General features: G+C 58.7%; 14 protein-coding genes. 8 read left to right on the top strand and 6 right to left on the bottom strand.

The window, feature by feature from the left end:
* Positions 1-332 precede the first annotated feature (332 nt).
* Together ACIX8_RS06945 and ACIX8_RS06940 are read left to right on the top strand one after the other, a co-directional pair.
* Positions 333-1,214: a TIGR03435 family protein gene (locus tag ACIX8_RS06945; RefSeq protein WP_083836631.1), complete on the top strand. Its 882-nt coding sequence runs from the start codon at positions 333-335 to the stop codon at positions 1,212-1,214.
* A gap of 65 nt (positions 1,215-1,279) precedes the next feature.
* Complete coding sequence (locus tag ACIX8_RS06940) at positions 1,280-2,632, top strand: DUF1015 domain-containing protein (RefSeq protein WP_014264625.1); 1,353 nt, start codon at positions 1,280-1,282, stop codon at positions 2,630-2,632.
* Positions 2,633-2,994: 362 nt separating this feature from the next.
* Here ACIX8_RS06940 and ACIX8_RS06935 read toward each other — a convergent pair whose 3' ends face one another.
* From ACIX8_RS06935 to ACIX8_RS24415, 5 genes are all read right to left on the bottom strand, one after another.
* On the bottom strand, positions 2,995-3,798 hold the full coding sequence (locus ACIX8_RS06935) for an SDR family NAD(P)-dependent oxidoreductase (RefSeq protein WP_014264624.1): 804 nt from the start codon (positions 3,796-3,798) through the stop codon (positions 2,995-2,997).
* 454 nt (positions 3,799-4,252) lie between these two features.
* Complete coding sequence (locus ACIX8_RS06930; RefSeq protein ID WP_014264623.1) at positions 4,253-4,834, bottom strand: TetR family transcriptional regulator C-terminal domain-containing protein; 582 nt, start codon at positions 4,832-4,834, stop codon at positions 4,253-4,255.
* A 9-nt stretch (positions 4,835-4,843) separates the two neighbouring features.
* On the bottom strand, positions 4,844-4,966 hold the full coding sequence (locus ACIX8_RS26320) for a hypothetical protein (RefSeq protein WP_263053393.1): 123 nt from the start codon (positions 4,964-4,966) through the stop codon (positions 4,844-4,846).
* Positions 4,967-5,008: 42 nt separating this feature from the next.
* Complete coding sequence (locus ACIX8_RS06925) at positions 5,009-5,788, bottom strand: thiazole synthase (RefSeq protein ID WP_014264622.1); 780 nt, start codon at positions 5,786-5,788, stop codon at positions 5,009-5,011.
* 4 nt (positions 5,789-5,792) lie between these two features.
* Positions 5,793-6,998: an acyltransferase family protein gene (locus tag ACIX8_RS24415; RefSeq protein WP_014264621.1), complete on the bottom strand. Its 1,206-nt coding sequence runs from the start codon at positions 6,996-6,998 to the stop codon at positions 5,793-5,795.
* 685 nt (positions 6,999-7,683) lie between these two features.
* Between ACIX8_RS24415 and ACIX8_RS06915 the strand changes: the two genes are divergently transcribed.
* The 6 genes from ACIX8_RS06915 to nuoD all read left to right on the top strand — a co-directional run bounded on the left by ACIX8_RS06915 (position 7,684) and on the right by nuoD (position 13,078).
* Positions 7,684-9,201: a carbohydrate porin gene (locus ACIX8_RS06915; RefSeq protein WP_014264620.1), complete on the top strand. Its 1,518-nt coding sequence runs from the start codon at positions 7,684-7,686 to the stop codon at positions 9,199-9,201.
* 32 nt (positions 9,202-9,233) lie between these two features.
* Positions 9,234-9,677 (top strand): hypothetical protein, encoded by a 444-nt coding sequence (locus ACIX8_RS06910; protein WP_014264619.1) that lies wholly within the window; start codon positions 9,234-9,236, stop codon positions 9,675-9,677.
* Positions 9,678-9,727: 50 nt separating this feature from the next.
* Positions 9,728-10,711, top strand: a complete 984-nt coding sequence (locus tag ACIX8_RS06905) for a prepilin peptidase (RefSeq protein ID WP_014264618.1) — start codon at positions 9,728-9,730, stop codon at positions 10,709-10,711.
* Positions 10,712-10,832: 121 nt separating this feature from the next.
* Positions 10,833-11,240 (top strand): NADH-quinone oxidoreductase subunit A, encoded by a 408-nt coding sequence (locus ACIX8_RS06900; protein WP_044176296.1) that lies wholly within the window; start codon positions 10,833-10,835, stop codon positions 11,238-11,240.
* Positions 11,241-11,246: 6 nt separating this feature from the next.
* Complete coding sequence (locus ACIX8_RS06895) at positions 11,247-11,753, top strand: NADH-quinone oxidoreductase subunit C (protein WP_014264616.1); 507 nt, start codon at positions 11,247-11,249, stop codon at positions 11,751-11,753.
* Entirely contained in the window at positions 11,753-13,078 is a 1,326-nt protein-coding gene (nuoD, locus tag ACIX8_RS06890) for an NADH dehydrogenase (quinone) subunit D (protein WP_014264615.1), read from the top strand. The genes ACIX8_RS06895 and nuoD overlap by 1 nt, the downstream gene beginning before the upstream one ends.
* On the opposite strand, the gene ACIX8_RS25875 is transcribed toward nuoD, so the two are convergent.
* Positions 13,075-13,446: a hypothetical protein gene (locus ACIX8_RS25875; protein WP_014264614.1), complete on the bottom strand. Its 372-nt coding sequence runs from the start codon at positions 13,444-13,446 to the stop codon at positions 13,075-13,077. The two genes, nuoD and ACIX8_RS25875, sit on opposite strands and share 4 nt — an antisense overlap.
* Positions 13,447-13,507: the final 61 nt, after the last annotated feature.

Raw genomic sequence — 13,507 nt, 5'->3', positions numbered from 1 at the left:
TGCTGTTGCCCTTGCTGTTCTTGCTGTTCTTGCTGTTCTTGCTTGTCATTCCCGCAGGGAATCTGCTTTTGCGGTTGCAGTTGTCGTTGCTTTTGCTTTTCTGGTTGTCATTCCGAGCGGAGCGAGCGAACCTGCTTCCTCCCGCTCTTCGCCAATGCCACCCAAACATTACACGCGCCAGCCCAACCTAGGCCCTCTACAAGCTTCAATGGCACCACAACCAAAAGCGGGAAGAAGCAGATTCCCTGCGGGAATGACAAGGCAAGAAAGTCAAACACACAAAACAGCGCATCCCACTGACTCGCTGACTTGCTGACTCGCTAAAATACCCCATGATCGACGTCGTCACCCAGCTCTACAACAAGCTCTCTCCCACCACACCACATCGCTTCACGATGAGGAGAGCCATAATGATGGGACCTGTCGAACTACACCGCAGACGAATTATGCTTCTGGCCGTGGCCATGCTTGCCACTTTGCCCAGGGCATTCGGACAGGAGCAGCACGTAGCGCCGATGGCAAAGAATGCGCATCCCTCCTATGAGGTCGCCACGATCAAGCCCACGGATCCTGAGGATGGTCACGCAGGCTTTCATACGATAGGACAACGGCTGTTCATTGAGAACCAGACGATGAATGGCCTGATCGCATTTGCCTATGCCGTTCATCCGAAGCAAATTGTGGATGCGCCGGAGTGGTTCTCCAAAGATCATTTTGATATCAAGGGCGTACCCGATATCGAAGGCGAGCCGAATTTACAACAGCAACGGGAGATGCTCCAGAAGCTGCTGAACGATCGGTTCAAGTTGAAGTTTCATCGCGACAAACGGGACCTTTCGATCTTTGCGATCACCGTTGCGAAAGGTGGTCCAAAGCTGGAGGCAAGCAAGTCAGCCCCTGACAGCCTGCTGGACCAGACGCGTAGCAATAATGGTCCGCAGCAGACTTGGAAGCTTACGAACAACTCGATGGCGGATTTTGCCCAGCTGCTGGGCTACTTGCTGGATCGGCCAGTGGTGAACGAGACCGGGCTTAAGGGTAAGTTTGATTTTGATTTGAGCTGGACGGTAGATGGTTCGCTGAGTGACGATCCGAAGGCACCGCCGGGACTCTTTACGGCAATTCAGGAGCAGCTAGGACTGAAGGTCGAGGGAACGCGAGGGCCTGCGGATGTTCTTGTGATGGAGCACGTCGAGCGGCCATCGGCGGACTGACGTTACATTGCGCCCGTTGCCTCAAGACTTTTTGCCGTTGCCTCTTGACTCCGTACAATAACCCCATGGCACGCTTGTACCCCTTCCGCGCACTCCGCTACGATCCAGCCCGCGTCAACATGACCGACGTCGTCACCCAGCCCTACGACAAGATCTCTCCCGCGATGCAGGAGCGCTACTACGAGGTCAGCCCCTACAACCTGATCCGCGTCATCCTCGGCAAGCAGAAGCCACGCGACACCGACAAAGAGAACGTCTACACCCGCGCCGCTGCGACTCTCAGCGAATGGCGCGCCGAAGGCATCCTGAAGGAAGAGGCCGAGCCCGCCCTCTACGGCTACTCCCAGACCTACAAGGTCCCCGGCACGGAAGAAGTGCGCGAGCGTCGCGGCTTCATCGCCCTCGCCCAGCTCTCCGACTACGCCGACCAGGTCGTCTATCGCCACGAGCAGACCTTCCCGAAGCACAAGTCCGACCGCCTCGCCCTCTTCAAGGCCACACGCGCGTACTGCGAGCAGATCTACATGCTCTACTCCGACCCGACCTTCACCGCCGAGAAGGCGATCTTCGAATCCGGCGCGGCTCCCGAGCTCGAGATCACCGACGAGTACAACGTCCTGCACCGCGTCTGGAAGCTCACCGACCCCGCGCTCATCCAGCGCGTGCTCACCGCGATGGACGATAAGAAGCTCATCATCGCCGACGGCCATCACCGCTACGAGACCTCGACCGGCTACATGCACGAGCGCGCCGCCGAACTGGGCGTCGACGAAAAAGCCGAGCCCACCCGCACCGCCGATGGCCTGCCCCAGCCCGCCTTCCCCGAACAGGCCATGATGATGACCTTCGTCAACATGGATGCCCCCGGCATCACCATCCTGCCGACGCACCGCGTCGCCTTCGGCCTCATCGACTTCCACGGCCGCGAGTTCGCGAGAAAAGCCGAAGCCTACTTCAACGTCGAAGAGATCCCCAACACCCCCGAAGGTCTCTTCCCCGGCGACGCCGCCCTGCTGAAGCGCCTGAACGATACCCCCGGCGTGGCCTTCATCGCAGCCACCCGCGACGGCGACTTCCTGCTCACCCCGAAGCCCGAAGCCATCGCGCCCCTGCTCAGCAACCTCTCCCCCCGCCAGCAGCAGCTCGACGTTACACAGCTGCATAAGGTGGTGCTGGAAAAGCTTCTCGGCCTGAACGAAGAGACGGTCCGCGCCGGCTCCAACGTGCGCTACCTGCGCGAGGCCTCCGAAGCCCTGGCACAGGTAGGCAGCGGCAACGCCGACATCGCCTTCCTGATCAAACCCGTCACCCTTGAGCAGATGAAAGACATCTCCCTGAACCTGGAAGTCATGCCTCAGAAGTCGACCGACTTCTATCCGAAGCTGCTCAGCGGCCTGGCGATGTACACACTGGACTAGGTGGCCGGGTTATTGCCACTGACCCCTGCTCTTGTTTTTCTTGCTTGTCATTCCCGCAGGGAATCTGCTTTTGTCGTTGCAGTTGCTTTTGTCGTTGCAGTTGCCTTTGCTTTTCTGGTTGTCATTCCGACCCTGAGCGTAGCCGAAGGGGAGCGAACCTGCTTCCCGCCCGTTGGGCCACCACCGCCAAGCACCCGCAATGCAGCCATTGAGCCCCGAAGGGGCGTCTCATCCCAGCCCAGGGCGAAGCCCTGGGTTTGCGCATAAAGAAAAGTAGAGGGCTGAAAGCCCGACTCATCCGTGTAACCACCGATGAACCGGGCCTTCAGCCCTCTATGTTTTACTGCAACTCCAACCACCCATTACTTCTTCAACCCATACCGCGCCGCCGCTTCCTTACGCGAGAGGTTCGGCCCCAGCGCCTTGCGCGCCTCATCGTACTTCTCCCACTGGGCAACATCCGCTAACGCGGGGATCGTAATCAGCTCATGCTGGTCAAATCCCACGAGCGACGCATCGACCATGTCCGCGGCCGTCATGACCCACTCGCCCGGCAGATTGTGCACCGGCAGACCCGCGCGGTCCCAGAACTCCGTGCCGGTAGCTCCAGGCAGGACAGCCTGTACCTGAATGCCCTTATCCTTCACCTCGTTATGCAGAGACTGCGTGAGGTTCACGACATAGGACTTGGTGCCGCTATACACGCCATTGAGCATCTCCGGCGCCAAAGCCACGATAGAGGAGATATTGATAATGAGGCCGGTTCCACGCGCGATCAGCCCCGGCAGAACCGCCGACGTCAGCCGAGTAAGCGCCGTCACATTCAGGTCGATCATGTTCTCGAGATCGTCGATCTTGGAGTCGATCAGCTTGGCCGTCGCACCGAAGCCGGCATTATTCACCAGCCCCGTGATCGCGCTATCGGAAGCGAGACGCTCCTCGACCTTCAGCCGGTCAGCCTTGACGGTCAGATCGGCAGGCAGAATATCGACCTTGCGGCCAGTCTTGGACGTCAGCGTAGCCGCCAGTTCGGTGAGGCGATTCTTGTCGCGGGCAACAAGGATCAAGTCATAACCGCGCTGAGCGAAGCGATCGGCATACACAGCGCCGATGCCAGTGGATGCACCCGTGATAAGTACAGTGCCTTTAGTAGTTTGGGTCGTCATAGGAAACCTCGGTCGAGCTGAAATGTGAACCACTGAGTGCGTTCATGGATATGAGTAGACCAGTCTGTCTATAGATGCAGAATCTTTTCCACAGCCCCGTCTATTTTCCTAGTGCCCTAAAAAGGGGCGACATGTACCAGCCGCAGGAACCGTGGGTTATAGCCCCAAGAGAAAGCAGAGCCCCAAAGGGGCGGCATATCCCAGCCCAGGGTGGAGGCGGCTGGCGAGCGCTTTTTGCTCGCCGTGTCGCCGGAACCCTGGGTTAGAACCCAGAAGAAGGTAGAGCCCTGAAGGGGCGACCTATCTCGGCTGCACGATATACCGCCCCTGTGGGGCTCGCACCCGTGGCCATACGGCACTAGTAGATCTCATTCGGTTCTCTGGCACAGGCGAAATGCTACTTTTGCGACATTCTCTGGAAGCGTGCAAATACTGGCGTGGCAAGTTTTGAAAACTACCCCTTCAAAAGCACCTTAAACGTAAAATCCAGAAAGACATCCAGGGCCCGATCGCTTCGCTCAGCCTTCGAACGCAGCAACGCCCCTTCCCAGTTATTCACGATGAACGACGCCAACTCCCTGGGCTTGACCGAGGGATCCAACTCCCCCACGGCCACAGCCTCACGAAGCGCCTCGGCGACGGCATCCTCCCACGCACCGAAGCACCCCTTCAGCATCGGCTGCAATACGTCGCTGTGGGCGGCAATCTCCAGCGTCAGATTGCCCATCAAACAGCCGCTGATCGGCCCGGTCTGTCCATACACGGAGATCAAATCTTCAAAGTACAGACGGAGCCGTTTCAAAGGAGCCTGGTTCTTATCTCCCAGCATCGTCTCCCAGCGATGTGTCTCCCCCTCCCCATAGCGCTGCAACACCGCAGCTGCGAAGGCTTCTTTACTGGGAAAGTGATGGTAGAACGACCCCTTCGGGACATCGGCCAACGCGAGAATCTCATTCACTCCCGTAGCGCCATATCCAGCAGTATGAATCTGCTTAAGTCCAACCTCGATCAACTGCTCACGAGTTTTCTGTGCCATGGGGAACCTCTAGACAGACCGGTCGCTTCCCAGTCTATAAAGTTCGATGCCGGCAAGTCGCAGTCGATTCATCTCCGCAGCAAGACCTTCCCGCGCCACCGCAGCATCGCCTTTGCCTTTCTGGCTTGTCATTCCCGTAGGGAATCTGCTTCTGACACCACCACGGCACCCTCGTTACCGGGAGATTCCTTCCAGGGGCGAACTTGCCGTGGCATACAGCTTCTTTTCCATCCGGCCTGCCAGGAACGCCTCGCGCCCGGCCTCTATGCCCTTCTTCATCGCCGACGACATCAGCACCGGGTTCTTCGACGCGGCCATCGCCGTATTCAACAGCACAGCATCGAAGCCCATCTCCATCGCCAGCGCCGCGTCGCTCGCCGTCCCCAATCCGGCGTCGACCACCAGGGGAACCTCGGTAATCAGCTCGCGCATCATCCGCAGGGTGTACATATTGGCAATCCCCAACCCCGTGCCGATAGGCGCTCCCAGCGGCATCACCGCCGCCGCGCCTACGTCGATCAGACGCTTGGCGAACACGATGTCGTCGGTCGTGTAGGGAAGTACGGTGAAACCTTCCTTCACCAGCACCCGCGTGGCCTCCACCGTCGCCTGGACATCGGGATACAGCGTCGCCAGGTCGCCAATCACTTCAATCTTGACCCAGTCCGACAGTCCTACCTCGCGAGCCAGTCTAGCCGCCCGGATGGCCTCTTCGGCGGTGTAGCAGCCCGCGGTATTGGGCAGCAGAAAATACTTCTTCGGATCGATGAAGTCCAGCAGGCTCTCTTTGGTCCGATCGAGGTTCACGCGCCGCACCGCGACCGTCACCAGCTCCGCACCCGAAGCCTCAATCGCGGCCTGGGTCTCCGCCCCGTCCTTGTACTTCCCTGTCCCGACAATGAGACGCGATTTGAAACTACGACCGGCAATAATCAATTCATCTGAAGAGTTCACATCCTCATCCTAATTCGATCGCGACAGGAGATGAAACTGCCCCGGTTTCACCTTTAAGCGCTTGATCGTCTCGATAGGTGTAGCGGAAGTGCCGTTTCAGTCGAAGAATCGGCGACTCAATCAACACCCATGTGATCCGCGCAATACCGAAACACACACAAATATTGAGCAGCGTAAAAATCAATGGGGCCCCATAGGGATGACCAGGCAGCAGATGCTTTTGAAGAGGACGAATCACGAGAACGTCCATGAAGAACAGTACAGACGGGTGTATCAGATAAACGCTGTAACTGTACTTACCCATGCCACGCAGCAGCCTGGTCCGAAAGAGGGCCCCTGCCGTTTTGCTCGTGATGCAGATCGTTAGCAGAGACGAGTAAAGGACGGCAAGCCCTGTAAACGTAATCGCACCTTCCGCAGGAGACGGCTGCGCCTTCCAGAGCAACAGGGCAAGAGTCACAACAAAGATCGGCACCGCCCAGCGAAGCAGCTTTGACCTGTCGACGTGTTTGAACAAGATCGCCAACAGGCCGCCGAAGAGCAGCGTGTCCATCCGAAACGGAGTCAATCGGTATAAAAAATTATCGTGCGTGGCGCCGAACGCCTGGACAATGGGCAGGTTTCGCAAAATGAACACGGACACGATTCCTGCTACCGACAACAGGGCAAGCCGTTTCTCGCTCAGGAAGTAGACCACTGCCGGCCACACGGCATAAAACTGCTCCTCAATCGAAAGTGTCCAGTAATGGGAGAGCAGGGGGACGAGCATCGGATGAATGGCGGTAGGCCAGTTAACCAGGTTCAACCAATACCAAAGTTGTACCGTCAGCCCTACGTGACCGGCATCGTTGCCGCTGATCGACCCGGTATGCAATTTGAGAAGCGGCCATATCAAAAAAACACCGATAAGGCTTAAGTAATAAAGCGGGAAGATGCGCAAAATGCGGCGCATATAAAAGACCTTGAAAAAATTTGTCGAGGTCTTGGCATCGAGCAGAATCCGCGTAATGAGAAATCCGGAGAGTACGAAAAACAGGTCCACACCCGTCCAACCGAACAAACTCACCTGATTGAACGACTTGATGATCCAATTTGCATGCTGGACCTCTGGACGCGCAAACGTGTGGAAGAGCAGCACCAGCAAGATAGCGAGACCACGGAGGCCATCGAGTGCTGGAAGATGAGACTCTTCCCTCGTTTTTTCCGTCATTGCGGCCAGTCTAACACCAGGAACTCTGTCTCTTAAACACAAGCGGCCCGCTCCACTGAAGGAGCGAGCCGCTTTGCGGTGAACTGTTGGGATTGACCTGAGGCATCCGTTCTCGGATGGGCCTCGGCGAAGACTTGTCAGTACTACGAAAAGCCGCCAGGACTAGAGCAACGAATGCTCTAAGCCTCAGTCACCTCACGTTGGTTGTTGCAACTGGAACAATCAATCTTCATAGGCTGGACCATCCTCCTTTCCCGTGTTGAAAAGAAAATACCAGTGTTCGCGATAGAGATCAAGTCTGAGGCGCTGTGCCTTCTATGGCACTCAACCTTGGCATGCCTGATCCTCTTGCCCCCTTCGCGATCATGCCCATATTTCATCTCCGCTTCACATTGGATGCGATGCGCTCCTTATACCCTATGGGGATATACTATAGACAATCCCAGCGAAAGACCGCAGAAAGGAGTGCTCCCATGAACTTCCTATTTTTACGCCGTAAAGCAGAAACTCCTCCCATATCCCCCAAAATGCGCGCCATTAGCCTGACACGCACCTTTGTCGAAACCGGCGATGAACGCTACCCATTGGCAGGCATCTGGATGCGTTTGGCCGACGATTGTCCGGCCTCCGCTTCAGCTCCAGACGAGCCTGAAAGAACCCAGCCCGCCATGCGGAGATTTCTCCTTTGGCGGGCATTTCATCTCTGCCTTACAACATTCCGGTACAGTATTGCCTGCCCCAGCCACTCGTGATCATGCCTATGACCTTCCGCAAAGCCGCGCGAACCCTACTGATTCCCTGCCTCCTTGCCGTTTCGACGGCCTACGCGCAGCAACCGCCTGCACAGGCCCCAGACCCCGAAGTCACCGCGCCGCAAGTCACGATCTTTCCGCACACCGATACCTCGCGCTACCTGATTGCAGGCCAGGCGAACATCATCTTCCAGGGCCATCCCGGCTTTCATTCTCCCTATGAAGGCACCAACTCCCTGCTCGCACGCGGCGAGTACAAGGTCTCGCTGGTCGGCACTCTCTTCCTCGGCCTGCAACTGCACCACAACCTGCGCTACAACACCGACGCCATCTACAACCTCGAAAGCTCGGGCGGACGCGGCGTATCCGAAGCCCTGGGACTGGCCGGCTTCACGAACCTGGATGTCGTCCGCAATCCGAACCTCGGTTCGGTGCCCTACACCGCGCGTGTCCAACTGCACCAGACCATCGGCCTGACCAACAAACTCATCGACACGCAGCGCACCCAACTCTCACTTGCGACCAAAGTCCCCGAGCGGCGCTTCGACCTGCGTGTCGGACGAATGAGCCTCCCTGACGTTCTCGACGTCAACGGTCCCGGCTCCGACTCACACCTCCAGTTTCTGAACTGGACCGCTGACAACAACGGCGCGTGGGACTACGCCGCCGATACCCGTGGCTACACCTACGCCTTCGTCACCGAGTACGACGACATCCACTGGTCCGCCCGCTATGTCTTCGGCCTGATGCCCACTGTAGCCAACGGTGTCGATCTCGATTGGAACCTTCGCCGCGCGCGTGGCGACAACTACGAGTTCGAGTATCGCAAGACGCCCTTCGCCTTCCTGCCCGAGCGGCTTTTATCGCCGGAGCGCAAAGGCACGGTCCGCCTGCTCAGCTTCGTAAACCACGCCGACATGGGCCTGTATCGCGACGCTATCGACTCAGCCCTTACCGCCCGTGCCAACGGCGACCCCTCCGCCGTCCCCGTCATCACCGCTCACGCCCCCGGCACAACGGTGAAGTACGGCTTCGGACTCAACTTCGAACAGGAGTTAACGCAGGACCTCCGCAGCTTTGGCCGCTTCGGCTGGAACGAAGGCCAGCACCAGAGCTTCGCCTACACCGAGGTCGACCAGACCTTCGAACTCGGAGCCGACCTCGCCGGCAACCGCTGGTCGCGTCCCAACGACAAGGCCGGGCTCGTCGGCATCTCGAACGCCATCAAGCGCGATCATCAGGAATATCTGGCGCTGGGCGGACTCGGCTTTCTGCTCGGAGACGGCAAGCTGAACTACGCCCGCGAAGACATCCTCGAGGCCTACTACAACGCGCACAACTGGCGCGGCCTGTTCACCGCATTCGACGTACAGCTCATCGCCCACCCCGGCTACAACCAGGACCGTGGACCGGTAGCCATGTTCAGCATCCGCACGCACGTGGACTTCTAACGCACCCCTATCCCGAGACTCCATTCAACGTCATGTCCAGTTCCCTGAAACTCTTTCGCCAGATACATCGCTACGTCGGGCTGTTCATTGCACCGGCCGTTCTCTTCTTTTCTTTAACGGGAGCCTTGCAGACCTTCAGCCTGCACGAGACGACACAGGGCAGCAGCTATAAGCCGCCCGCATGGATCGTGATGCTGGGACAGGTACACAAGAAACAGACCACCATCGTCCCCGTCCGCAAACTCAAAGCCGACACTCCTAAGCCGGATAAGACACCCGATCCTGCAGCCCAGTCCGTCCCCAAAGCGAAGAGCCATCTTCCGTTGAAGGTCTTCTTCCTGCTGGTTGCCATCGGACTCTTCACCTCAACAGGGACAGGCATCTACATGGCCTACAAATACGAGCGCAGCAAGCTTCTCGTTACAGGCCTGCTGCTCGCGGGTATCGTCATTCCGTTACTGCTGCTTCCCTTTTGAAATCTTCGTGACGATTCCGAGAATACGAATACGCACCCTATACTCGATTTATGCCCTCGTTCGTAGAGTTCGAGACCCTGGTACAAATTGTGCCTCTGACCTTCGAACTTTCAGCTCTCATCCTGGGCCTTCTCTTCGGCAGCTTTCTGAACGTCTGCATCTCACGTCTACCTGACCATCGGAGTATCAACAGTCCGCGCTCCCACTGCCCAAATTGCAAGCAGACGATCCGCTGGTACGACAACATCCCGATATTGAGCTGGATCCTTCTCCGTGCTCGTTGCCGACAATGCAAAACGCCGATCCCATGGCGCTATCCGCTGGTGGAACTTGCAATAGGGCTCTGGTTTCTCGTTCTTTCTATCCCGATTTATAGGCTGTGTACATCGAACTGGATGACAGTCGACTTCGGCCCCCCCCTGGGAGTATGGAGAGCAGAACAAGCTACAACGCTGATCGGGCTTCTCATCCTCGGCTTCCTCCTCATCGGCCTGCTCGTCATGGACTGGCAGACCTACACCCTCCCTGACGCCTTCACCCTCACCGGCACGGCCATCGGCTTCTTCCTCGTCTGCGCACAGGCCATCTTCCTTGGTCCCGGCCAGGACGAGATCAAGCTCAACCCACAGCACAGCCTGCGCATGTCGAGCCCCGGCTCCTTCGTCGCCAAGGGCAACGTCTTCCTCACCGGCCCCGAGCATCTTGTCTTCGGCCGCCTCGCCGCCATCGTGGGAGCCGCCCTGCTCCTGCTCGCCATCCGCGCCATCTACAAGGCCGTTCGCCATCGCGACGGCCTCGGCATGGGAGACGTCAAGCTGCTCGCCATGATCGCGGCCTTCCTCGGCTTCTGGCCCGCGATCCTCGCGCTCTTCGTCGGAGTCATCCTCACCTCTGCTTACGGCCTCACGCTGATGGTTCGTCGTCAGGCCACCGCCACAACCCGTCTGCCGCTGGGCACGTTTATCAGCATCGGAGGCCTTGTTGCCGCTCTCTTCGGTGCTCCGCTCATCGCCTGGTACAGCTCGCTGCTGTAACGCTCATCGTAGACAAAACCAAGGAACTGCAAATCACCACCCGCTAATCGCCCCTTGCAACCCCTTATCCCCGTTCGCTGCTTGACCCTTGACCGACTCACTCCTACACTTAAAAATGCCCATGCAGAGCTACCCATACATCTGGCAATATCTTCCTCTCGTGCTTCAGATCCTCGTCGCCGTGGGCCTCGCCGGCGGCATGGTCGGAGCCTCGTTCTTTATTGGCAAGCACAAGCGCTCGCGCACCAAGCTCGGAGCCTACGAGTGCGGCATGGACCCGGTCGGCGACGCTCGCGGCCGCTTCTCCGTCCGCTTCTACATGGTGGCGATGCTCTTCATCCTCTTCGACGTCGAAGCCGTCTTCATGCTTCCGTGGGCGGTCATCTACCGTCGCCTGCCCGGCATCACCGGCTCGCGCCTCTTCGGCTTCTGGGAGATGCTGGTCTACATCGGCTTCGTAGCCGTCGGCCTCTTCTATGTCTGGAAGAAGGGCATCCTCAACTGGTCGAACGATAAGGCGGACCTCTAGGACTTTATGGCTGACGCAATCACCAATCCCGCTACCCCCGAGGCCTGTTTCGGCAAAGAAGCCGTTACCGCCGCCCTGGCTGACCACGCCGCGATCAAAGGCCTGGCCGACCTCATCGTCGATGCCAAGTGGGACCGCAAAGAGCTCACCCTTACCGTAGCGCCCGACACCATCATCGCTGCCGCCAAGGCAGCCCAGGCCGCGGGTTACAACTTCCTCGAAGATGTAACCGCCGTCGACTGGTACCCCACCGAACCACGCTTTCAGATCTGCTACTCGATCCTCAGCTTCGGCCTGAAGCAGCGCATCCGGCTCGTCGCCCGCATCTCGGAAGGCCAAAGCATCGACTCCATCACCTCCGTCTGGCCCTCGGCCAACTTCTACGAGCGCGAAGTCTTCGACCTCTTCGGCGTTCACTTCGGCGGCCACCCACGCCTGACCCGCATCATGATGCCCGACAACTGGGAAGGCCATCCACTCCGCAAGGACTACCCCGTAGAGGGATACCGCTAATGGCATTTGTAGAAGATCTCGAGAAACCCGCTGTACGCGACACAACCGGAGCCACGCTCGCCGGCTTCCGTCCCGCTGAAGACCTCATCATCCCTGACGTGAAGGATGTCGTCGAAGAGTCCGTCTCCGGCCATAAGCCGCGCGGCGCCGACGCCATCTCCGACCACACGATGATCCTGAACATGGGTCCGCAGCACCCCTCGACCCACGGAGTTCTCCGGCTCGTCGTGGAAATCGACGGCGAAACCATCGTCTCGCTCGCACCCGATATCGGCTATCTCCACACCGGCATCGAGAAGACCTGCGAAGCCAAGTTCTACCAGCAGGTCGTGCCCCTGACCGACCGCATCGATTACCTTGCGCCGATGACCAACAATCTGGCCTACGCGCTGGCAGTAGAGAAGCTGCTGCAACTCGAAATCCCGGACCGCGCCCAGTGGCTTCGCGTGCTCTTCAACGAGTTGATGCGCATCAACTCGCATCTGGTCTGGCTCGGCACGCACGCCATGGACATCGGCGCGCTCACCGTCTTCCTCTACTGCTTCCGCGAGCGCGAGCAGTTGCTGCGCATCTTCGAGGCCGTCAGTGGCCAGCGCATGATGACCAGCTACATCCGCATCGGCGGCGTGTCCCTGGAGCCCCCGCTCGATCTTTATAAGCAGATTCGCGCCTTCCTCAAGGACTTCCCCTCCAAGATCGAGGAGTACGAGGGGCTGCTGAACGGCAATCCTATCTGGCGCTCGCGCCTGGAGGGTGTCGGCTTCCTCTCGGCGGCGGACGCCATTGCCCTTGGCGTTACCGGCCCTCCCCTGCGTGCGTCCGGCATCGATTTCGATCTGCGCCGGGATATGCCGTATTCCAGCTACGAGAAGTTCCAGTTCAACGTCCCGACCTCCACAGTAGGGGACGTCTGGGCTCGCTACCTCGTCCGTATGCAGGAGCTGCGCGAGTCGGTAAAGATCTGCCTCCAGGCTCTCGATGGCATGCCCGAAGGCCGCATCACGGCCGATGCCCCGAAGATCGTTCTGCCCGACCGCGAGCAGATGAAGACCCAGATGGAGTCGCTCATCCATCACTTCAAGATCGTCACGGAAGGCTTCCAGGTTCCGGCCGGCGAGGCCACCAGTTCGGTCGAAGCACCGCACGGCATGATGAACTACTACGTCGTATCCGACGGTACAGCCAAGCCCTACCGTGTGCACATGCGCAACGCCGACTTCGCCACCCTGCAGGCGCTCGAAACCATGTGCAAGGGCAGACTTCTCGCCGATGTCGTTGCCGTCATCGGCTCTATTGATATCGTGCTGGGAGCAATTGACCGCTAACCGCTTTTGTTTTTCTTGTTGTCATTCCCGCAGGGAATCTGCTTCACCGTAGTTGCACGGAACCGGAGGCCACAATCAACGAACGCCTCCACACCGAACTCTGGACCTCCTGGGCGTCTCTGCTCCGCAGTTACGCAGCCGCCCACGGACTCAACGCACCGCAGCACGCCGTAGTCGAAGTCAGCGCCGAAGAGATTACCCTCCGCGTTGGCAGCAGATGGCTCAAGTTCACGCAGCACGAGATGCAACACAGCGACGAAGCAGCCGTTCCCTTCGCGCTCCAGGAAAACGGCAGCGTAAGCCTCAACCACGCTGCTGAAGAAGAGATGGATCTCGCCGCCGAGCGGCTGGCACGCGAGATGATGCACCCGCCGCAGTAGTCTGGTTTTACCTGGATGGTTGTCGCCGCTGCAGAACCAGATCCCCTAC

It is taken from the genome of Granulicella mallensis MP5ACTX8, from assembly GCF_000178955.2.
GTDB lineage: Bacteria > Acidobacteriota > Terriglobia > Terriglobales > Acidobacteriaceae > Granulicella > Granulicella mallensis.
The sequence above is the reverse complement of the archived record's forward strand: the minus strand, read 5'-3'. Positions and strand labels throughout refer to the sequence as shown.